At 54.8% G+C, this 20,252-nt stretch carries 18 protein-coding genes; all 18 read right to left on the reverse strand.

What is annotated here, in order from left to right; all coding sequences use genetic code 11:
- Positions 1–77: 77 nt before the first annotated feature.
- Positions 78–362, reverse strand: coding sequence for a hypothetical protein (locus WEU32_RS06855; protein ID WP_406853349.1), 285 nt, complete (start codon positions 360–362; stop codon positions 78–80).
- Positions 359–577, reverse strand: coding sequence for a hypothetical protein (locus tag WEU32_RS06860; RefSeq protein WP_406853350.1), 219 nt, complete (start codon positions 575–577; stop codon positions 359–361). The genes WEU32_RS06855 and WEU32_RS06860 overlap by 4 nt, the downstream gene beginning before the upstream one ends.
- A 42-nt stretch (positions 578–619) precedes the next feature.
- Positions 620–1,075: a hypothetical protein gene (locus tag WEU32_RS06865; RefSeq protein WP_406853351.1), complete on the reverse strand. Its 456-nt coding sequence runs from the start codon at positions 1,073–1,075 to the stop codon at positions 620–622.
- Complete coding sequence (locus WEU32_RS06870; RefSeq protein WP_406853352.1) at positions 1,075–3,345, reverse strand: tail fiber domain-containing protein; 2,271 nt, start codon at positions 3,343–3,345, stop codon at positions 1,075–1,077. Before WEU32_RS06870 ends, WEU32_RS06865 begins: the two co-directional genes overlap by 1 nt.
- 2 nt (positions 3,346–3,347) lie before the next feature.
- Entirely contained in the window at positions 3,348–3,524 is a 177-nt protein-coding gene (locus tag WEU32_RS06875) for a hypothetical protein (RefSeq protein WP_406853353.1), read from the reverse strand.
- Positions 3,525–3,559: 35 nt separating this feature from the next.
- Positions 3,560–5,665, reverse strand: a complete 2,106-nt coding sequence (locus WEU32_RS06880; protein ID WP_406853354.1) for a phage tail fiber protein — start codon at positions 5,663–5,665, stop codon at positions 3,560–3,562.
- Positions 5,666–5,711: 46 nt separating this feature from the next.
- A complete protein-coding gene (locus tag WEU32_RS06885; RefSeq protein WP_406853355.1) occupies positions 5,712–9,668 on the reverse strand; it encodes a hypothetical protein in 3,957 nt (1,318 codons plus the stop codon).
- Between the two features lie 12 nt (positions 9,669–9,680).
- Positions 9,681–11,846, reverse strand: coding sequence for a M23 family metallopeptidase (locus tag WEU32_RS06890; RefSeq protein ID WP_406853356.1), 2,166 nt, complete (start codon positions 11,844–11,846; stop codon positions 9,681–9,683).
- Positions 11,846–12,307 (reverse strand): hypothetical protein, encoded by a 462-nt coding sequence (locus WEU32_RS06895; protein ID WP_406853358.1) that lies wholly within the window; start codon positions 12,305–12,307, stop codon positions 11,846–11,848. Before WEU32_RS06895 ends, WEU32_RS06890 begins: the two co-directional genes overlap by 1 nt.
- A 10-nt stretch (positions 12,308–12,317) precedes the next feature.
- On the reverse strand, positions 12,318–12,875 hold the full coding sequence (locus WEU32_RS06900; protein WP_406853359.1) for a hypothetical protein: 558 nt from the start codon (positions 12,873–12,875) through the stop codon (positions 12,318–12,320).
- Entirely contained in the window at positions 12,836–15,022 is a 2,187-nt protein-coding gene (locus WEU32_RS06905) for a hypothetical protein (RefSeq protein ID WP_406853360.1), read from the reverse strand. Before WEU32_RS06905 ends, WEU32_RS06900 begins: the two co-directional genes overlap by 40 nt.
- 3 nt (positions 15,023–15,025) lie before the next feature.
- Positions 15,026–15,622, reverse strand: a complete 597-nt coding sequence (locus tag WEU32_RS06910) for a hypothetical protein (RefSeq protein ID WP_406853361.1) — start codon at positions 15,620–15,622, stop codon at positions 15,026–15,028.
- Between the two features lie 76 nt (positions 15,623–15,698).
- Positions 15,699–16,649, reverse strand: a complete 951-nt coding sequence (locus WEU32_RS06915) for a hypothetical protein (RefSeq protein ID WP_406853362.1) — start codon at positions 16,647–16,649, stop codon at positions 15,699–15,701.
- A gap of 229 nt (positions 16,650–16,878) precedes the next feature.
- A complete protein-coding gene (locus tag WEU32_RS06920; RefSeq protein ID WP_406853363.1) occupies positions 16,879–17,661 on the reverse strand; it encodes a capsid assembly protein in 783 nt (260 codons plus the stop codon).
- Positions 17,658–19,157, reverse strand: a complete 1,500-nt coding sequence (locus WEU32_RS06925; RefSeq protein WP_406853364.1) for a portal protein — start codon at positions 19,155–19,157, stop codon at positions 17,658–17,660. Before WEU32_RS06925 ends, WEU32_RS06920 begins: the two co-directional genes overlap by 4 nt.
- 21 nt (positions 19,158–19,178) lie before the next feature.
- The gene (locus tag WEU32_RS06930; protein WP_406853365.1) at positions 19,179–19,508 is read right to left on the reverse strand and encodes a hypothetical protein; all 330 of its coding nucleotides are present in this window, start codon (positions 19,506–19,508) and stop codon (positions 19,179–19,181) included.
- Positions 19,509–19,719: 211 nt separating this feature from the next.
- Positions 19,720–19,896, reverse strand: a complete 177-nt coding sequence (locus tag WEU32_RS06935) for a hypothetical protein (protein WP_406853366.1) — start codon at positions 19,894–19,896, stop codon at positions 19,720–19,722.
- Between the two features lie 26 nt (positions 19,897–19,922).
- Entirely contained in the window at positions 19,923–20,219 is a 297-nt protein-coding gene (locus WEU32_RS06940) for a hypothetical protein (RefSeq protein WP_406853367.1), read from the reverse strand.
- Positions 20,220–20,252 lie beyond the last annotated feature (33 nt).

Raw genomic sequence — 20,252 nt, forward strand, 5'->3', positions numbered from 1 at the left:
AATCAGATTTCAGCACCCCCTCAAATGTAGGTTTTTCCAAATATAAGTTGGCCGCTAGGCGGCAGTATCAAAGGGTTTTATTTCGGTCTGTTGGACCGCATGGCCACGACGTTATCGACATCCACGCCAAGTTCAGCGAGTTGGTCTTCAACATCCTTCACGCGCTTCGATGAAGCCGGAGCGGTGACGCCTGTCAGCTTCAAAAAGTTTGTGACTTGGTTGAGGAGTGCTGCGGAAATAGCCTTATCTGGATCGTCGGGATTAGCCTCGGCACGTTCGATAGCCCGTGCAAGTTCAGCACTGATGCCTGTGGCCAGAAGGCCATGCAGCTTGTCGAGTTCGGATTCTGATGCTCTGCTCATTTGAACAGCCCCACGATGAAGGATGCGCCCGCACCGACAGCAGCAGCAGCGCCAAGGAGCCATGCTTTGCCATGTTCTAGCTTTTTCAGACGCTGATCGGCTTCATCGTGCTTCTTGTCGTATTCGCTGTGTTTCGCTGTTGTCAGCGCCACCAGTGAATCCAGTCGCCCGATGATCTCACCAAGCTTTAGAAAAATGTTGTTGTTATCGTCCATGTGTCCTTTGGAAAGTGAACTTTAAAAGATTGTTTTGAAATATTAATTCAAGTCACCGAACGTGTAGCTGGATGCTTGAGAGGCTGTGTAGTTTTGACCGTTCACGGTGACGGTGCAGTTGACCGTGATATCCGCCGAATGGGTGTAAGCATCGACGCGATAGGCCGGACCTGTGACATTTACCGATGCCGTTGATGACGAGGCCCAGACCTGACCGTAGGGATCATCGACCCACCAGCTATAGGCAGTGGGTGTGCCACCAGTGACCGTGACAGTGAACGTCCCTTGATCGCGCCTGTTCATACCGCCCACGGACACCGTATCCATGAAGCCATAGACGCTTACTGTGACGCCGGATTTGCCGCGTAGCTGATCGCTCGTCCAAACGCCCGCGACACCAATCTTTGCAGCGACTTGAGCGGAGGTCATGGGATAGGCCAGAGCGAACTCTGACCTAACCTGTTCGGACGTAAAACTGCCTGATGTTGGTATCGGCATTATCGACCCTCCAACTCTGCCAGTCTGTTTCTCATGCTCTTCATTTCTTGAAGCATGATCGGGATGTATCCCGTCATATCCACGGTCAGCAGCGGGGTGCCATCGGTGTGCAGTTCGCCACCTTCGCTGACCAAGACAGGCACGATCTCCTGCGCCTCTTGGGCGATCACACCAAGCTGACGTTTGCCCGCCTTGGTGAACTCATAGACTGCCGTCTGATCGATGATCGATCCGGTGTTCTTGATAGGGGCAAAGTCTGTCTTGATCCGGCGATCTGACGTGACGGTGAACGCACCCATCTGGACTGTGCCAGTCGTTAGGATGCCTTTGTTGTTATACGAACGCAGCCAAGTGGTGTCCTGCATGAACCAGCCGCCAGCATGGGCTTGCCAGTATATGCCACCGTTGCCATTCACGCGGTGCCAGCCGTTTATATATGTGTCTGCGTTGAAGTGGTTTGCAGAATTATGGTAGTTCGTGCCGTTGAAGTGAGCATCTGCCCGCGTGTGCAGGACACCATTATTTTCGAGCAGCAGAATTTGGGTGTCTGACGAACTGCGCCATTCGTGACCAGAACCACGATAATACGTCGTCCCCATGTTGGCACCTGACGTTCCGAACCAGAAACGTGGGTGCCCGCCAGTATCGTTTCTCCAACCATTGACTGCGCTATCGAGTTTGCTGTCAGGGTTGAAGTTCCCTGAATTCCAAAGGCGATACCAATTCGGCATATCGGCGGAAGTATTTGAGCCGCCAAAATACATTTCTGGTCCAGTGTAGCTTTGCCACAGACCGCACCAGCCGTTGTCAGCATCGCGCCTCGCCATCTTCATGAAGTAGCCATGACCGTTGATTGGTGAACCATTGGCCGTTGTTAGGTTGGTCATGACGTTGTAGCCAGTCGCCAGACCAGCCCACCATGCCGCGTTACGAGTTCCAGCAATCAACGGCACGTTTGATGTCGCGCCAAGGTTGGTGTTTGCGATCTGGACGCCAGTTCCAGTGGTCAGCACGTTGCCCGACTTCAAAACCAGCGTTCCGTTACCTTGCAGCTTCATCAGTTCGTCGTTGTGCAGCCCATCGCCAGCGGTGTCATACATCCAACGCATCGCACCCGAGTTGTAATGCTGGATCATGTGCTTGGCGTTAGTCGAACGGTCATGGAACATGATGCGCGGTTGGAAGCTGCTGACCATAAGTTCAACGCCAGCGGTGTAGTCCCCCGACGCTGGAACGTTACCAGCGGACTCAATCCACAAGCCCCACTGAGACGAGGTGGCCTCGATCTTCTGGGTGTCTTTGAAGACGTTACCACCTGTCAGATTGGCCTTTGTAGCGACGTTCGAGTTAGTCCACTGGATGTCAGCCATTGAAGCCTTGCCATCCAACGCGGATTGCAGACCGGAGACATTGGCAATGTTCGACGGGAAGAACGAAGGCTTGTCGGTGACGCTGGACCATTCAGGAGTAACGTCTGCCAACTGGACATAGCTTGCTGCCACAGTCTTTGAGCCGGAGCCGGAATAAACCCAACGGTTACCATCGGTCGTGGTGACGATAGAGCCTTGGCCAATCTCGTTCTGTTGTGCCGTGGTGAGGGCGGTGAGGCCACCACTTGAGGCGAACTGTTTCTGGCTTGGCAGGATTGGAATCCGCGCCACATCAATAAGACCCGTGAGGCGCGAGGCCGCCAGCGTGTCCGATTTCAGATCATAGAGAGATGGGTTGAACGTAGCGGCCAAGGCTGCGGAAGCGGCTGCATCCGACGCATACTGTTCTGCATCGATTGCATCGGCCTGAACCTGTGCAGCCAGCAGTTCGACAATCTCACGATCAGCCGTTGAGTTGGACCCATGGCCTTGCGCCAGTTCGGCCCAGTAGCGAGCATTGGCTTCGTGCGTTCCGGCATGGTTGCGATGGATCAGAGCCATATCCCGCGCATCAATCGCAGCACCGCGAGCGGCTTCTGAAAACGATTGGTGATCTGCGGATTTATCCTCTGACAGTTTGGCCGCAATAGCCGCAGCCAGCGCATTTGTTTCAGAGGTCTTTGCTTGATCTGCCGGACCAAGAACGGATGCCGCAAGCGCGGCAGGAGAGGGTAGGAGGGTGCCAGCACCAGTGGCGTCAGACAGCGGATATTTGCCATCACCGTTGGGACCACCAGTGGCAGTCCCTCCGGCCCAAGCAGCGAGTTGAGCATCACGGCCAGTAATGCGTTCGATCAGATCAGCAATCTGTTGAGCCAGCACCCCAGTGGTGATGCTCATGCTTATTCTTTGTCCTTACCTTCGGCTTTGTCGGCCATGACCTTCTCTGCGAGTTTGAAGCCCTGCATTGCTGCACGGTTCATATTCAGTTGCTTTTCGTTCTCTGCGAGTTGGTCTTGCAGATTTGCGCGTTGAGCCAGAAGCATTTGCTCCGACACTTGAAGTTGTTGGAAGTCCATGAATGTCCTTAAAATATTAAATTCAATAGTATTTATTATGGTATGACAGGCTGTTCGAGGCCGCCGCCGCCACCACCCCAAGGGGGAGGGGGATCAATCGGGTCACCGCCACCACCACCACCGCCGCCAGTATAACCGCCGGAGCCGACGCCATTCCCCGAGCCAGTGCCTCCGCTCAGCGACGAGGTGTTATTTTTCAGTTCGGTCAGCTTACCGTAGCGAGCCGTTACCGATTGTGTGGTCATGCCTGAACTGAAGAATATCTGGACATAGTAGTGCCAGCTTCCAGCTTCGTTCGGCTTGTCGAGATATCGGACAGGGATCGCGCCTTGCCATGTATCGTTGGCCATTCCTGACCCGTTGATGTTGAACGAACTAATCATGGTGCCGCCAGTTTCACCACGCGATCTGACAAGCTGGACAGTCGCCGTGAACGAGCCACCAGCGTTGTGGACGAAGGTCGCCCAGCAGTTGAAATCGATATCGATAGGACTCGAAGCCTTTTCGACATTGATCCAGTGACCGTGAATGCGGGTCGGTGTGTGGTTGTTCAGGTTGATGGTGTTCGAGTTGTAAGCTGCAAAGACGCCAGTCACCGTATCATTGGTCAGCTTGCTGTGATTGATCGTGCCGGACACCAGAAGGTTGCCAGCGATCTCGACATTAGCGTTGAACCTGACCTTACCCGCCACGATCTGAAAGACTTTGACAGGGGTGCCGCCATTCGGTGCGGTTACGCCGAACTCGTCGGCCACCACGTTGAACGATCCCCATGAACCGTTGTTGTTCTGGATGAAGCCCGTGATGTGACCGTTAGAGTTCAGAGCCACACTGTGTTTGAGGTTGATACCGTTCGTGACCTGCGTCAGCGAAGAGATCGATCCAGTGTGACCGTTCACTGTGTTCTGGACGGTCGATAGAGACTGTGACAGCGCACTGTCTGCATTCACTCTCGCCGTCTGTTCGGCCACCACGGCAGCAGCGTTGTCACCAAGCCTTGTATCGATGCCGCTCATACGAGTGGCGAGGCTCTGTCCACCGCCGACCTGCACCTTGTTCATATCCAGCACGAAGGCATTGCTCGCACCATTCTTGGCACCTAGCAGGTTCATCGATGTGGTCAGTGATCCGACATTGGTTGAGAGCGTATTGATCGCATTTTCTGCAAAGGATTGGTTCTGGCCCACAGTGCTGGCCAGCGCCTGTCTGGACGAAGCTTCCGCCGAAATGGCGTTAGCCCTAGCAATCGATTCAGCAGCGATGGCCGAGGTATTGTCACCGACCTTCGCTCCAAGCGTAGCGAGAGAAGAGGTGATCGCACTATCGCCAGCCACACGCGCATTGGTTTCACTTTGGATCAGACCAAGCGCGGTATCATTGGCTGCATAGATCGCATTGAAGCGTGAGGCCAAGGTCTCGGCTGGACCTGTCTTCACCTTGTTCATATCGAGAATGAAAGTCAGACCGTCCGGCGATTTAGCGCCAATCAGCGCCATGGTTTCAGCCAGTGCGGTGTCACCGTCCAGACGCTCTTGCGCCTCGTTCTGGATGATCGTGGCGAGGCCAGTGCCATCTTCAAGGTTGGCGAGAGCATCAACGACACCTTGCAGGGTATCCATTCTGAACGCTTGGTTTGTCAGTTTGATAGTGTGATCGGCTAGGCTCAAGCCATTGCGATCAAGGTCATAGAGAGCGGCCCTGAAACGGTTGACCAAATCCTCGCCAAGTTCGCTGACCATCAGCAATTCTTCTGCGATTTTGTCTGGATCGGTTGTGATGCCGAGCCTGTCACCGACACGGACTAGAGCCTTATCAAGAGCGCCCGTGATGATGTCCGAGGTCTCTTGTTGACGGAATAGAACCTGTTGGATTGAGCGGTTCTGATCTTCTGCCGTGAGCGTTGCGCCATTGTTGAAGACGACGAGCGGACCATCAATCGGGGTCACACGCTTCATGTTGATGATGCTGCCGTCAGGCGCTTGGTTGATCAGTCGGATGCGGTTTGACCCGACCCATACAAACGGTTCAAGCAGCCCGTTTACTTTGATCTCCATGTGCGAGCGTTCGAGGAAAGGAACGGCAATATCGAACTCTCGTTGACCGTCACGAACGGTGTATTGGTAGTTGGTTTTGTAAGACAATCCGTCCTTTCAGTAGCCCGCTCCCATTTCTGAGAGCGGGCCTTAGTTATTGAGTTTCAAATAGCTGAGCGTTTGCGCCAGCCTTGCGAGCGCGACGGTCGCGCTCAAATTCTGACCAGCCCTTCTTGTCACCCGCGATGTCAGTCTTTGACAGAGCGGTGCGGTGAGCCATGGCCGTGAGTTCATCATTGCCAGACTGACCAGCCTTGATCGTATCGTTTGCGCGACGACGATATTTCGTGACGGCTTCGCGGATCATTTCTGCTCTCTGAATGTCAGGTGCATCAGCATATTGCTGCGACTGGATCAGAGCGAACAGGTGTTCTTCCATGTTCATGCCGGTGATCGGATCACGATAGATTTGACCCTGATATTCCAGCAGCAGTGAGCGTTCACGGCTCTTGATCTTCTGCTCATTGAAGCGAGCCGGAGGGGTCTGCGCCAAGCGGACGTTCGGCAGTAGCTGTGACAGGGCCGATATCTCACGGCGGACCAGATGTCCGGTTTCGTCTGAGATGCGGACGGGCAAGACCATGCCTTCGATCACACCGTTGTCCTTGTCCTTGCGGATAACCGGACGGCCAAGCCAATCACGTTTTTCTGGAAGGCTTTCGCTCAACTTCGGAAGGTTGGCTTTGAACATTTCAAGCATGGTGTTTGCTTCGCGCATGACCGGATCAGAGGTCCAAGCCGCGTTGCGCACGATGGCCGGTATCAATGTGGACGGCACCTTCTTGGCCAATTCCTTGCCAGCCATTGCACCGCGCCCGTCTTCGGACGGAGGCGAGAATGTTGGATCAAGAAGATTGAACAGATCGGTTAGCCCAGTCAGGCCAGCCTTGTTCGTGATGTTGCTAGTGATCGCAGTGAGGACACCGCCACCGATGGCTTGGAGATCGTCGGGTTCGGTGATGTCATAGTCTTTGAAGACCTGCATCATATCGGCCACGAGACCCAGCGGTTCAGCGACAGGCGACAGTCGAGTGAATTGGACCCATCGGCCATTGATGCGGATGGAGTATGATTTAACACCATCCTGTTCCTCGGCTGGCGAGCGTTTGCCGACCAGATTGCCGGACAAGAACAAGCCACTGGCAAGGCTCATCATACCCATGCCAGTCACCATGCGAGCCATCATTAGATCGGCTTCTGCACCGCCACGCTCCAAGGTCTGATCGATGCCACGGGCGGCAGCAGTATAGTTCGCAAGATGTGCGCGGTTCTCTTTTGTGAGGAATGCCAGAGCGGGGTTGTGATCGACCATCCCCATCTTCACCAAAAGGACAGGCGTTCTGAGGAACGGCACATAGAGCGCCTTCATGATCTTGAACTGGCCAATGGCCTGTTCGATCTTTTTCAGCTTCGGTCCAGCGTTCTGGAAGGTCAGCAGTCGAGCATGGTCAATGGCCATGGCGTGAAGATCGACACTATCAAGAACCTCTGCCGCCTTCTGCAACATGTGGTCGTCATACTCACCGCTACGGACATAGCTTTCGTTCGAGTTGGCGAAGATGGCCTTGGCTTCCGCGACAGCACCAGAAGACGGTCGGTTCGACACGGCTTCCAGCGTTCTCTTGAATACCTTATCGGCTTCCTCGCCAGAATGACGGGCCGCTTTGTATTGAGCCTCACGAACCGCCAATGCATTAAGTTGCATCCGCGATGTCATAACTTTTGTGAACTCGTCCATGGCCACGGTCGGTCGGTGACCAAGGGTTCGGATCGTCGAGACATAACCAGTCGCCATGATCTCTGGAATCGATGAGATAGGCTTTTGTTTCCAACGATTGATGCGGGCAGAGTTAATGGCCAGTGGAACTTGGAATCCCACATCACCGGCAAAGCTAGTGATGCCATCGGTCTGTGGTTTGGACTCTTTGAAAGCCCGCGTGGACAGGACCGTCGCTTCAACAAAGCTTTTGTAGATACCGCTCACATAAGCATTGGCTTCACGGAAGCTGACATAATCAGCGGACGCTTTGCCATTCAGACGGCGGATAGGCGAGGTGACACCAGCCGCGACATAACGGCTTGCGATGGACATAGAGGTCGAGGTGATCCCGCCCATGACGTTTGCGAGGAAGGTCGCAAAGTTTGACAGGTAACCCATGGTCAGGGTGTAAGCGATGTAGTCGCTGGCCCCCATCTTATCCATGTTACGGATGGCATTCTTGGTGCCAGCGGCGCCGCCCGATTTATTGGCTTTGAGCAAGCTATCGAGGACTTCGCCAAGCTTCGCTTCGTCGGGGTAGTTGCCATTCGTGGCCTTGGCCAGATCGTCCATGGCCGTTTGCAGATCATTGTGAACCGTCACACGTTCCTTGCTGGCCTTCATGATGTTGAGCGCACGGCCAATCTCTGACTTTGCGCCAGCAGCCATGGCATCGAACATCTTCGTCAGTTGAACATGCTGTGCCAGATCGCTGACCATCTCTGCGGTCAGAGTGCCTGACATCCGCGCTTTTTGAACATCGTTCAGCTTCTTGACCAAGACCTCATTGTGTTGGAGCGTGATGGCTTCAAGAGCGTGGATTTTAGCCGCAACGCCATGCTCACCCGTGATGTCCGCGTGGCCTTTGATTGCATCGGATAAAGTGACACCGAAAGTGCCAAGACGACTTTGAGTCTCGGCCCAAGTCTGTGTTGCATCACCAGCCGCGTCATAAAGCGGCTTGAAGATGTCGGCCATGGTCGAGGTCAGGTTTTGGAACTGCTCAGGCGTTGACGACATCTTGTCGAAATCGAGCCAATCCATGTTCCAATGTGACTTGCTGTCACCGATGCCAGCGATCTGATCGCCTTGTCGGCCAAGCCACGACACGAAGTTATCGACCTGATCTTGCTTCACGAACGATTTGAGTTTGTCGAGGTGAGCGATTGCGGCCTTGGCACGTTCAGGTGAACCAGCCAGACCCCAATCAACACCGTTCCAAGGATCATCAGCTTCTGGCTTCGGAGCCTCTGTCTTTGCACCAGCCCCAGCCTCGGCCTCGGCATCAGCATCAGCCTTGGCTTTGGGTTGTTCGGTGACCGCAACATCCTTGAGTTCAGGATCAGCTTTAGGCGCTTCGGCCTTGGGCTTCTCGGCGGCAGGGATGAGTTCGATTGCTTTAGGTTTTGCCAGATCGTCAGTTGTCATGGCCGGAAGATTCAGCTTGTCGGCATGATCCAGTTCGTCTTTCAAAAGCTGATCGGGGAGGGTCGGATCAAGTGTCTCTTCGCCCTTCTTGAACAGACGATTTACGCCCGCGCCAGCGGCGTGAGTGATGCCTTGGATACTGGCACCAGCAGCAGCAGACAGAACGGTTTGGACGTAGTTGATCTTGTCCTGAACACCTGCACCATGGTCTTCAAGTTGTGCCGTTATGTCGATGCCACCAGCCACAAGACCTTGGACGCCCATCTTGGCCCAGACGCTTGAGCCACCGCTGATGTATGAGGTTGGATCAAGTGCGGCGGAAGACAGGACACCGCCGAGTGCAGAGATGCCGTGTCCTGTCTTACCGCCGATTCCACCCTCGGCTTTGTAGAACGGATCAGCGTCAGAAATCTTCGTGAACTCGGCACGACGTTCACGCTCTCCGTCAACCATCTCATCAGAGATCGCCCGTGCTTTATCGGTCGATCCCCACAATCCCGTGCCATTCAGGGTCATTGCAACCACGCCAGCAATCGGACGAACTGGGTTGATAGTGAACGGTGCCTGTTCGACTTTGCCTTGTTCAAGGTTCTCAAGATAATCAGCCGCATCATCGAAGCCAGCCCGCCAGCCGGATGCTACCCATCCACGCTGCCAGCCGTCTTCAAAGTTGTTTGCGAAACGCTCGCCAGCCGTGCGTTTTGGAGCGGTGGCCAATGCATTGGAAGCCGACGACACAGCGTTCTTTTGAGCGTCGGTCGTGCCGTAATGACGCTGGATCGTGGTCTTACGAACGTGATCGGGAGTGCCTTCTGGAAACTCGAAAACGTGTCCGTCTGGACCTTCTACTCTGATGGTTGCCATGGGCCTCCTTGGTTAGCGAATGGGATCACCGTTGATGTCAACTTTGGTGATGTTTGAAGTATTGTTTGTGCCAGTGGTGCCACCGACCGAACGACCGTTTGCACCGCCGTTTGCTGGCGTAAGTGGTTGAACATTTGACATGCGCGGCTTGTATTCTGCGATCACTGCATCAGCAGCGGCTTGCGGGTTTTCACCACGCTGCACCCGTGCCGAATAATCGTTGAGAGCATTGCCTTGCAGTTGGATCGATGCGGGGTCCGTGAGTTCAGCACCACCAGACAGGGTTGCTGTCAGATATGCTCGGCTTGAACCAATCGCCTGTTGTTGGACTGGCGTGAAGTCACGACCACCCAACCAGCCGTTTGAGGCACGGGTTCGCAGTTCATAATAGGTTCGAGTGCCAGCGCGACCATCACCGAATTCACCACGCGAATACGCGGCGTCCAGATCGGTCACGATGCTATTATAGTCGGGGTTTGCCTGTGCAAATCGACGCTGGAATTTCAGGACTGTATCGTCATTGACGACACCCTCGGCCTCGCTCTGGCGATACGATCTGAACGAGTTGTTCAGTGCCATGCCTTCCTGAACCGTAAGGCGATCTTCACGGACAGCTTGTTCGATCTGTTGAGACACATCCTTGTCATCCAAGGTCTGTTCCCAAAGCGTCATCATGATCGCCTCTTTGTCCTCTTGCTTGGCCTTGGCTTCCAGACGCTCTTCACGCGCCAGCGCGTTGTCATAAGCGGCCAGTGCGCGGGCTTGCTGAGCAGGATTCAAAAGAGGACGGCCAGCCGGACGCTCACGACGGTCAGGGGCCACAGCATCGGGGAGAGCCACGGTTGAAACTGCATCGGCCTTGGCCGGAGTTTCACCAGCGGACTTTCCAGAGAGCGTTCTGAAATCGACACGGTTGCCATCCGCATCACGGGTCGTGATGTGAAGGTGTGGACCAGTCGAGTTTCCGGTGTTGCCCGTCTTCGCAAACACTTGGCCTTGCGTCACGCGATCACCGACTTTGACATCGGACGATTGAAGGTGAGCGTAGCCCGTGACTGTGCCGTTTGAGTGGCGGATACGAACTTGGTTGCCACCACTGTTATTCGACCAGACTTGAATGACTTCACCAGAAGCCGGAGCCTTGACGGGCGTCCCGACCGGAGCCGGAATATCAAGACCGCCATGGTCAGTTGAAGCGCCAGCCTTGGGTGCGGTGCGACGACCGATGCCAGACGAGACCGTCATGTTGTCCAGCGGATCAATGAACTTCTCTTCGGTGCCAGCGGCGACCGGAGCATCAATGAGTTCGCGTTCAGGCGGGGTTACGCCATTATCGACCGGAGGCAGCGGAGCGCCTTCGATCTGGTTCATGGCTCTGGCAACATCCTCTGGCGATCTGGCATTTAGAAGGTCCAGCAAGGCCGAGGCATCACCAGTTTCAGTGGCATAGTTCGAGACGGACACCAGCACGGCATCCATGACCGCATCGGCATTAAGACCAGCCTCTGTGGCTTCCTGTTTCAACGCATAGAAATCCACGGGTTCACCGCGTGAAATCTGGTTCACCGTTTCAGCAGCGATACCGGTCACCAGTTCGTTGTCGGTCTTCTCTTTGATCTTGGCAGAGGTCTCGGCTTGCAATCGATTGGAATAGTTCGACAGGCGAGAGCCGACCTTCATACGGACATCAGGATGTTCAAAAAGGTCCGAGGCTTCGCTGATAAACTCGGCTGCGCGGGTCGTGGTGTAGGTCTCGATATCTTCAATCGTGGACCCTTCATTGACCATGCGCTCAATCTCTTGAGAGGTCTCGGTTTCCCATGCGGTTTGGCGCTGGCCAGCCATGACAGAGTGGTAGGCACGTTCGTAAGCCACGTTGTCTTTTTGAGCCTCGATCCCTGCCACAGCATCGGTGGTGCCTTGAGCATAATCGACCTCTGCACGTTCGCGGCGCTCGGCAACATTGGCCGTCATATAACTATCAATGGTCTTGTCGAACGAAGCGAGGAACTCATCGACTTTACGGCTTTGATCTGCACGTTGAGCGTTCCGCATATCGGCAGCAACGTTGACCGACGGTGTGCGGTCTTCGCGGCGCGTGAGGTTCACAGCATCGCGGTTGTTCGTGATGCGATCTTGAGCGTTCCGGCGAGACTGTTGCTTAGATAGATCAGCCATTATTGCGGTCCTTTCGATGCGTTCTTGCGGCTGATCTGCATCGATTTACCGCTGTAATATCCTTGCGCTCCCGACATGCCGAGTTTGAGCGCGGCACCCAGTGCAGTTGGGCGTTCGACGCGAGAATACATTGAGTTAGCTTCTGCGATTGCAGCGCCTTCTTCATTCTCTGCATTAAGATTGATGCGCTCTTTGGCGAGTTGGTTTTGCATAAGACTGTCGTTCAGCATCGATGTGACGCTGCCAGTGATATTTAGTCCTTGCTGGCCAGCCGCGACCTTGACCCGTGCAGCTTCTTTTCGTGCGACACGCTGGCGATCATTGAGTTCTGCAACGCGAGAGGTCTCGACCTGTTTTTGGGCTTGAGCCAGTTGCTGATCGATTGCCGCCATCTGATGTTTGGCTGACTGATATTCGCTCACCATGGTCATGGCGGTGGATGCCACGGCGACAACGGCCATGGAGATGGGGTCACACATCCGGTGTCTCCTTTGTCTTTTGAATGAAATAAAATGGGCGCTTCTCGCGCCCGTGTTCGAGATCGACATCACGGATTTCAAAGCCAGCCCACGTCAGCCAGCGAAGGGTCATGACGTTTCTGATATCGATCCAGTTGGCCAGCTTCGGCCATGACTGATGCCAGCGTTCGACAGCCGGTTGGGTGTTCTTCGCTACGGCTTTTTTCGCTGCACGATCTGTATCAAGAACCGTTGAGGCCAAGAGCCAGACTGTCCCAAGGTCGGGATCACCAGACGGGCCAGCGCCGAAGATGCAAAACGCCACATCGTCTTTGGTTATGACCCACGCATCTTTTGAATAGCGGATCGACATCCAGAGGATTGCTTCTGGATCAGGGTCACCAATGGTCAGTGTCGGATTGGTGGCCCTGATTTCGTCCTTGTCAGTCTGGCGTAAATCCTTGGCGATCTGACAGACCCATTGTCGGGTCTGCCAGTCAGGAGTGGTGGAAAGATCGTGAAATAAAATCATCAAATAGAGCGAGAGCGGTTGTGATAGTTGGCCTCCCATTCCGCCGAGACGAAGACCGAACTGACATGGCTGTCGTTCTCGATCTTGATCTTGGCGGAGGTGTTCTGGCCAAGGACTGCAAAGCTATGAGTCCCTGTCGAATAGGCTGGTGTGTTCAGCTTGAAGTGAGCCTGACCCACGGTCTTACCCGTGAACTGGCTGAGCAATCCGGTGACGATCTCTTCGCTTGATGGATTGTTGAGACCATGCGGATCGACAATGGTCTTGAAATATCCGGTGTCGCGGTAGCTGATCTCGAAAGTCCGAAGCTGTGTCCGGCCTGTCTTCATCGCCTCGCCACGGGCGTTGCGGACATACTGAGTGCTGAACTCGAACTGCATGGTGTAGTTTTCACCGACCACACAAGGATGCTGTTGGTGTTGGCCGACGACAGCCACACGGTTTGGCATATCCCATTCATAGAGTTGGGGATCGATCAGCGTCTCTCTGGTGTCAGCGAAACCGTCGCCCTTCACGATCTTGAAGCGAGATTGGAGCGGCAGATAGGACAGGGAGAAATAGGTCTTGTCCTGAACCGGATCATATTCACCTGTTACGGTGTCCTGACGATCCAGATAGATTTGGTTGGCGGTTTCGTCAGAGGTCGCGGCAGGTTTCAGATTGATGCGTTCGAGAAAGACACCATTGGTTCTGGCCATGCAGAGATAGAGATAACCGCTGATATATTCGGCACTGATGATCTCGCCTGACAGCTTCCATTTGTGCCATGCCGACTGCGCTTTCTCTTGGGCCGTGGCCCAGTAGAATTGATAGACGAACACAGCATCTTTCTCGCCACTGGTTAGGACGAAGAGTGCGTTGAGATCGTCGGCTGCAACGATCTTATGGACCCCGTTCGGGATGTAGCGATCAACGTGTGAGGTTACGTCCGCAGCGGTGGTGGCATCACTGCCAGCCAGTCGTGTGTATTCTCTGATCTGTGCCGATCTTGCGCCATCGACAGCGAAATAGATTTCCGAGCCAAGCGGGCAAAGGCCAGCGGTTTGGTTGACCACATAGTTTGTGGTTGGTCGCACAGCCAGCGTTTCGGCAGACACGCCCAATTCACCGTTGGTGAGGCTGAACTGTGTCTGGTCACTGGTCAGTAGAATACCGTCATTGTGGGTAGTGGCATCGATCAGCTTCGCAACCTTGGTTGAGGTCGCTGCGATGTCGATGACATCCGAGGCCAGATAGTCGAGTTGGCTCATTCGCCAGAAGTTGCCGAAGTCGCCAGACACGCTCATCACCACGTTCTCATCGACCAAGAACGAGAGGCGGTTCTGATAGAAGAACACCTTCTGGATCGAGCGGCCAATGAAGGCGGGCTGTGGGTTGATGGTCTCGTCACCTACGCGGCGAGGCGCCCATGAGAACGGCGCAAAGGTAAAGGTGCCATCGGCGTTCGAGATCAAAGCGTGAGGCATAGAACGAGCCTTGATGGCATTGACCATGTTTGGTTTTAGGCATTCGTCCCAGACACCACCTGATCGCCTGACATAGTAGCTGATGAAGCCAGAACTCTCGTCACCTTGGATGCGATAGACCGCACCTTCGTTTGCCGTTTCCGGCAGCTTGTCGAAGCGTTGGACCGTGCCAGCGAGTGATCCATCAGCAGGGTTTGGATCATACGAATAGGATGCAGCCGGAGCGAAGTCCTGACCGTTCGCATCGGTGCCATGACCACGGTTGAGCCAGATGTGATAGATCGGATCGGCGGTCTTATCAGCACCGAGCGGTGCCATTTCGCAGATCATCTTGCGGTTCACGACAAAGGTGTAGTCGGCCACAGTCATCATCGACAGGCCGCTGCGATAGTCGGTGATACCGTCCAGATAAGCCCAGCCAGCCGGAGCATGAACGGTCTTCTCGTTGCCTTCGAGATCAAAGACTTTGAGACCGTCTGCGCTCACGATCACGATGTAGCGTTCGCTGACATCACGGTTGATGTTGTGAACAAAAGCAGCGGTCGGAGCCGTCTCGAAAATCTTGGCGATGTTTTCAGTTGGTGCGCGTTTGGCCAGACCGCGAGCCAGATCGGCCCATGCGTTTTCGCAAGATTCAAGTTGCTCCGGTGCGCGAACCTCTGGTGACTGTTGGCTGACACCTCCCAAAAGCGTTGGGATAGAGCGAGTGACAAGGCTCATCGCTTACCTCCAATAACGATTGCGAGAAGCGTTCAGCTTCGGGTTCTGTCTGAAATAATTCGGGTTGGCGTTGCCGTGTTGCTCTTTGATGAGGACCAGCCACGCACGCTGTTCTTGATCGTCGCTGAGACGGTCGGCAGTGGGGTCACCGATCACTTGCGCTTGGAAACGGCGCGATGCGGCGGCGGTCACATAAGACTTGGCCGATGCCGGAAGAGCGTCGAAATCATAGGCCCAGCGGACGTTGACACGAACGTCTTCGCCAATCTCGAAAGTGTGGTTGGTCTGATCCCAGAGCAGTTCCTGTTTGAGATCAGGATGGTAACGCTGGATCAGGTCTTGATGTGGATCGGTTGGATCGACATTCAGTGCGCCGACCGGAACATGGATATAACCGTCGATGTCCGGCTGTAGCTTATAGTTGGTGTCGGTATTGAACTTGAAGCCATGCTGGCAAACCTCGCGGACCACATCTTCAAGCAGTTTGACGGCTAGGTTCTGGTCGCTGAAAGCGGGGGCAAGGCTGTTGACCGGAGCGGCACCAATCGCGATCAGCATCGCGTTCACAGCTTCAAGTTTGGTCTGCGGATTAGAGAACATTGGCCTCCTTTGAAAAATGAAAAAAAGCCCCGCCCAGCGGACTGGACGAGGCTTAGATTTTTGATCGTCTGAGCGATTAAACGGCGGTGCGGATTTCCACAGCGCATTGCGGGCGAACCACGTTCACGCCAGCGGTGTGGCGGGCAACGATCAGGTGACCTTGCTTGCGGATTTGCTCTTCGGTTTGAACGCCCATGGCTTGAACCTCGACGGTCGCGATAGCGTCACGGGTCCAGACAGCACCAGCGGTCTTGGTCATATCCTGACGATAGCGGGTCGGGATGGTGGTTTCAGCCGACAGGTCCGTGGCGAACGGAGCGATGTTCGACTTCATGACCTTGATGCCATCAATGGTGTCCAGCATCGAACGCGAGATGTCCGAACGACCACCATTATAGTCTTTGTTCAGGTTACGATCCGAGTTGGCCAGCAGATACCAAGAGGCCAGCGGCAGACAGGCGAAGACTTCTTCGGAGTCCACGTCCACGTTCTTCTTTTCCATTTCAAGCTTGGCTTTCGACAGAGCAGCGAACAGCTTGGTTGCGTCGGTCAGAGCAGCAGCTTCGACAACTGGGGTCGAGTTACCACCACCCAGCGGTGCGTTTGCACGGGCTGCGTTGACGATGGCAGTGAACGAGTTCTTGTCGTAGGCGCGGGCGAGCGCGTGGGCGAGTTCGCGGGTGTAAGGGGCGCGGGTATCGAAGTGCGTCAGCATCTCTTGGATGTCCGACAGGAAGATATCCGAGACGAGTTTGTCGTCCGAATAGATGGTCACATCGTCAGCGCCGATGGTGCCACCGACCAGTTCAACACCAGCGGTGTGATACGATGCGGTTGCAGTGCCGATCACCGGCAGTTGCAGCGACTTGCCTTTGCTCAATGCATAGAAGCGTTGCTTGTCGCGGAAGTTGGTCTTGGCGTGGAACGATTGAAGGACTTCGCCAGTAAACAGTTCAAGTGCGAGATCGGTGTTGCCAGCAGTGCCGCTGGCGCTGAACAGTGGGTTGTTCGGGGTAGAGTTAGCCATAATATGTGGCTCCTTTGAAAATATATAAGAGTTTGATTTCCCTAGTTATTTTTCGGAGTCTCACTTGGCGAGGTTGTCGGTAATCCGGCCTCTCAAATTAGATTGGAAAATTTCGGGGTTAGGTCGGGCTTTCACCGACCGCCCGCATTGCTGCGGTCAGTCTTTCAGAGGCGCATGAAGACGAGATGCGGCCATGACAGGCTCACTCCAATAGTGAGCGGTCGTGGTCTTAGGAGATCGTGCCAGCCCGCATAGAAGCAGCCAGCTTGGCTGCGACTTTCTCGCGGAAGGCGGGATCAGATTGGTATTTTGGATCGCTCATATCCGAGTTGAATTGAGCGCGGGTCTCATAGACATCGCCGTGGCTATTACCGGAACCAGAAAGCAGCTTGCCTTCGTTGGCTTGGACCGGAGCAGTGGCGTTGTATTTCGACATGAGCCATTCGATGCTCATCTTTTGAGTGGCCGGATCGGTGATGCGAGCGTTGAAGCTTTCGATGTCGGCTTCGCTCATATTTTCACCAGCCCATGCCAGTGCAGCTTCAAGATTCTCCTGACCGCCAGCCGTCGAATAAAGATCGGTCATGGCGTGGTTTTGGAGGGCTTGAAGGCCAGCCAGATAGGTGTCGATCATTGCGCGTGGCAGACCAAGGCTGACCAGACTTTCAAAGTCCGAGTCTTCCAGACTGGCCGGATCAGCTTCGTATTTTGCAGCGAAGGATTCAGCAGCCGTGGTCAGCGGAAGAACGTCTGAGGTTTCAGTCTCACCTTCACCAGCCTCGGCCTTCTCGATTTTCAGATCAGAAGGTTTGGTGGCGGGGTCGCGTGAACCAAATTGCTTTTCGAGTTCACGATAGCTTTTTGCCAGTTCTTCGACGCGAGGTTGTCCGGTTTCAGCATCCCAGAATTTCTCTGGAATGTGGTCGGGCCTCGATGCGATTTCGGTTTGAGTAGTGGTTTCGATTTGAGCGTTGGCGTCAACGATAGGTTCGATTGAAATTTCGGAATTCATTCAGCTTGTTCGAGTTGACCGGACATAGCAGCTTCCAGCATCTGCGGTGCAGCTTGCATGGTCATCTGGGCCTGTGCGGCTTGTTGTTGTTCTTGTTGTTTCTGTTCGTCCGACTTCAAGAGTTCAGACATACCCGTGACCCCATGTTCGTTACCGAGCCGGTTCAGCAGCGTGGTGAGATTGAAGTGTTCGGTCACCGCTGGGTTGGCCAGCATCTGCGTAGAGTCATTAATGAATGCACGAAGACGGTTGACCTCGGCGGCACGGCCAAGGGCGGCAAGACCCGTTAGAATCTTGGGCTTGATACCTTCTGGCAGTGGAGGGAACAGTTTTAGTTGGGCGGCGATATAGAGGAAGCGGTCGGCAATCGGCCCTTGGAGTTCACTGGCCAGCACCGAGAACGAACCACCAAGGGTGTTTTCCAATTCTTCGGATTGAGCGCGGATTTCCTCGGCGGTCACACGGTCAGCATCACGGAAGGCTTGGACCAGAAACGCGGAGTTGATGCGGGCTTCGATGGTCTCGGCTGTGGCACGGACCACACCGAAATCTTGGCTCTTATCAAGAGAGATAGATGTGACGTGATCCGCATTGCCAAGCAGCACGTCGCCGGATTCAGCCTTGGCCAGTTCGGTGGCATCCATGCCCGATGCAGGATTGACCATATAGACAACGCGAGAGGCTAGGGTGGCGAACTCGACGATGGCGCGGGACAGGTCTTCAAGACTCATCAGATCGCCCATGTATTCGCTGACGTGGCCACGGCCATAGTCACTGCATGGGATGGCTAACCAGCGCGGTGCCAGCCAGCCCGAACTTGCTTCGGGGGCTTCGCCTTCGGTGCCTTCGATCTTGATCCCTTTAACTTCTTGATAGTGCGTGACCTTGCCGTCTTTGCGCTCGACTACGGTGTAGAGGTCAACGGCTGCGGTATCGGTTTCTTTGATCTTGGCTTGGTCGCGGATGGCCTGTGGCAGAGCAGCCGGATGGACCTTTTCGCAGGTGATGATCTCGATCCATTGTCCAGTGGCATCACGCTTCACAACGAACTGGTCGAGGCGATAGATGCGAGGGGAGCCGTCGAGCGGAATATAGATCACCACGTTGCCAGCGATGATGAGATGGCGAAGGGCTTCGGCCATGACCACGCGGATTTTGCGGTCTTCCATCAGTGCTGTGGTGGTTTCGACTACAGCGGAGAGGCGGGCGTCTGCCGTCGCCTTGTCCATCTGCATCTTTTCAGCAACGAACTGGTCGATCTCCAAGCGGATGAACGGAAGATTGATCGGGAAGAGGGTCGTCAAAAGACGGGCGCTTAGTGCGCGAAGACCGTTGGCTCCGACGCTCTGGAATGGCTGTTGAGAAACGTGGTGTTCGTTCTGGCCATCGAGCGGAATCAAAGAGGGGATCGTTAGACGCGAGGCTTCACGCGCTCGCTCAAGAACAGTCGAGCGATCAGCAGCCAGCGTCTGAAAACGCTGTGCTGCGGTTTTCATGCGTGAGTAATTATCCTGAAATTATTTGATGGTCAGAAGGTTGGCGAACGACTGTTTGTCGCGAGCGTTCTTGGCTTCGATTGCGTCGAGCATCTGCCCGAACTTGCCTAAGCCTTGGGCCTCGTTACGGCCCATGCCGCCACCAATCGGTGAGGTCGGGATTTGGATCGAGGGTTGAGGTCTCGGAACGCTGACGGTTCCAGCCGAGCCACGGCGGATGGTCAGACCTTTGACCCCGCCACGCTGGGCGCGAAGGATCGGATCAATGCCATCGAGGTAAGGGTTTCGGAGGATGCCCGCTTCTTTTTGAGCCGGAGCCGAAACCACCTTGGGCTTTTTCATCATGCACATGGATGGCTCCTTTTTTAGATTGTTTTGGTTGATCTCTCGAACTCAAGCTTGAGTTGAAGAACCAGCGCACGGCGACCGGCCTCGAACATGATCTTTGCTGGATCATCGGCGGGTGTCGGCTTGGGTTCTGGACAGATCGTGTCGAGCCAATTGATGAGGGACGGAACGCTGTCTGGCATCCGGCCCACTTGGCTGAGAACTTTTGGATTTCTCACTTGTCGGGCCAGATCACCGCGATGAGGCCAGCGATACCGCTTCCGAGCATCAGTGCGATCTCAACATATTGAGGATCGATTGCGATGCCGAACGCGCTGAGAAGACCGACGAGACCAATATAGGTCGAGCGTTCGCGAAGGCGCGGGAGAATGAGGGTGCGGAGAGCATTCATAATAGAACGACCTTTCAATAATGGATCTAAATTAGAGGGGGGCGACGGACCAGTTCGTTGCGGGCGTAGTCCTTGATGGCTTGCACATGCGCGGTGAACGGACCCTCGGCTGCCGACATCATGCGTTGGCTGCGTTGGACCTCTTCGTGAGGATCAAGACCACACGCCTCGGCCATCGCGGTTGCCGCGAGGAAGATCGCGCTGATCTGGTCGGCTGGCTCGACGTCACTCAATCGAGTGAGTTGAGCAAAGGCCGGTTCGCGAAGTGTGGAAACTGTGGAACGGGTGCGAACCTTGTCCTTGATGGTTGAGAGTGAAATCATGAAAATAAGTTAGGGAAAATAATAAGTTATTCT

The sequence above is a fragment of the Brevundimonas sp. BH3 genome (assembly GCF_045345115.1).
Classification (GTDB): domain Bacteria; phylum Pseudomonadota; class Alphaproteobacteria; order Caulobacterales; family Caulobacteraceae; genus Brevundimonas.

What these genes read in the sequence shown, in the direction of transcription:
- WEU32_RS06935 (WP_406853366.1), bottom strand. Translation starts at nt 19,896, where the DNA reads ATGAATGCTCTCCGCACCCTCATTCTCCCGCGCCTTCGCGAACGCTCG.
- WEU32_RS06905 (WP_406853360.1), bottom strand. Translation starts at nt 15,022, where the DNA reads ATGAGCCTTGTCACTCGCTCTATCCCAACGCTTTTGGGAGGTGTCAGC.
- WEU32_RS06855 (WP_406853349.1), bottom strand. Translation starts at nt 362, where the DNA reads ATGAGCAGAGCATCAGAATCCGAACTCGACAAGCTGCATGGCCTTCTG.
- WEU32_RS06925 (WP_406853364.1), bottom strand. Translation starts at nt 19,157, where the DNA reads ATGAAAACCGCAGCACAGCGTTTTCAGACGCTGGCTGCTGATCGCTCG.
- WEU32_RS06915 (WP_406853362.1), bottom strand. Translation starts at nt 16,649, where the DNA reads ATGGCTAACTCTACCCCGAACAACCCACTGTTCAGCGCCAGCGGCACT.
- WEU32_RS06890 (WP_406853356.1), bottom strand. Translation starts at nt 11,846, where the DNA reads ATGGCTGATCTATCTAAGCAACAGTCTCGCCGGAACGCTCAAGATCGC.
- WEU32_RS06885 (WP_406853355.1), bottom strand. Translation starts at nt 9,668, where the DNA reads ATGGCAACCATCAGAGTAGAAGGTCCAGACGGACACGTTTTCGAGTTT.
- WEU32_RS06910 (WP_406853361.1), bottom strand. Translation starts at nt 15,622, where the DNA reads ATGTTCTCTAATCCGCAGACCAAACTTGAAGCTGTGAACGCGATGCTG.
- WEU32_RS06920 (WP_406853363.1), bottom strand. Translation starts at nt 17,661, where the DNA reads ATGAATTCCGAAATTTCAATCGAACCTATCGTTGACGCCAACGCTCAA.
- WEU32_RS06870 (WP_406853352.1), bottom strand. Translation starts at nt 3,345, where the DNA reads ATGAGCATCACCACTGGGGTGCTGGCTCAACAGATTGCTGATCTGATC.
- WEU32_RS06895 (WP_406853358.1), bottom strand. Translation starts at nt 12,307, where the DNA reads ATGGCCGTTGTCGCCGTGGCATCCACCGCCATGACCATGGTGAGCGAA.
- WEU32_RS06930 (WP_406853365.1), bottom strand. Translation starts at nt 19,508, where the DNA reads ATGTGCATGATGAAAAAGCCCAAGGTGGTTTCGGCTCCGGCTCAAAAA.
- WEU32_RS06865 (WP_406853351.1), bottom strand. Translation starts at nt 1,075, where the DNA reads ATGCCGATACCAACATCAGGCAGTTTTACGTCCGAACAGGTTAGGTCA.
- WEU32_RS06875 (WP_406853353.1), bottom strand. Translation starts at nt 3,524, where the DNA reads ATGGACTTCCAACAACTTCAAGTGTCGGAGCAAATGCTTCTGGCTCAA.
- WEU32_RS06900 (WP_406853359.1), bottom strand. Translation starts at nt 12,875, where the DNA reads ATGGGAGGCCAACTATCACAACCGCTCTCGCTCTATTTGATGATTTTA.
- WEU32_RS06940 (WP_406853367.1), bottom strand. Translation starts at nt 20,219, where the DNA reads ATGATTTCACTCTCAACCATCAAGGACAAGGTTCGCACCCGTTCCACA.
- WEU32_RS06860 (WP_406853350.1), bottom strand. Translation starts at nt 577, where the DNA reads ATGGACGATAACAACAACATTTTTCTAAAGCTTGGTGAGATCATCGGG.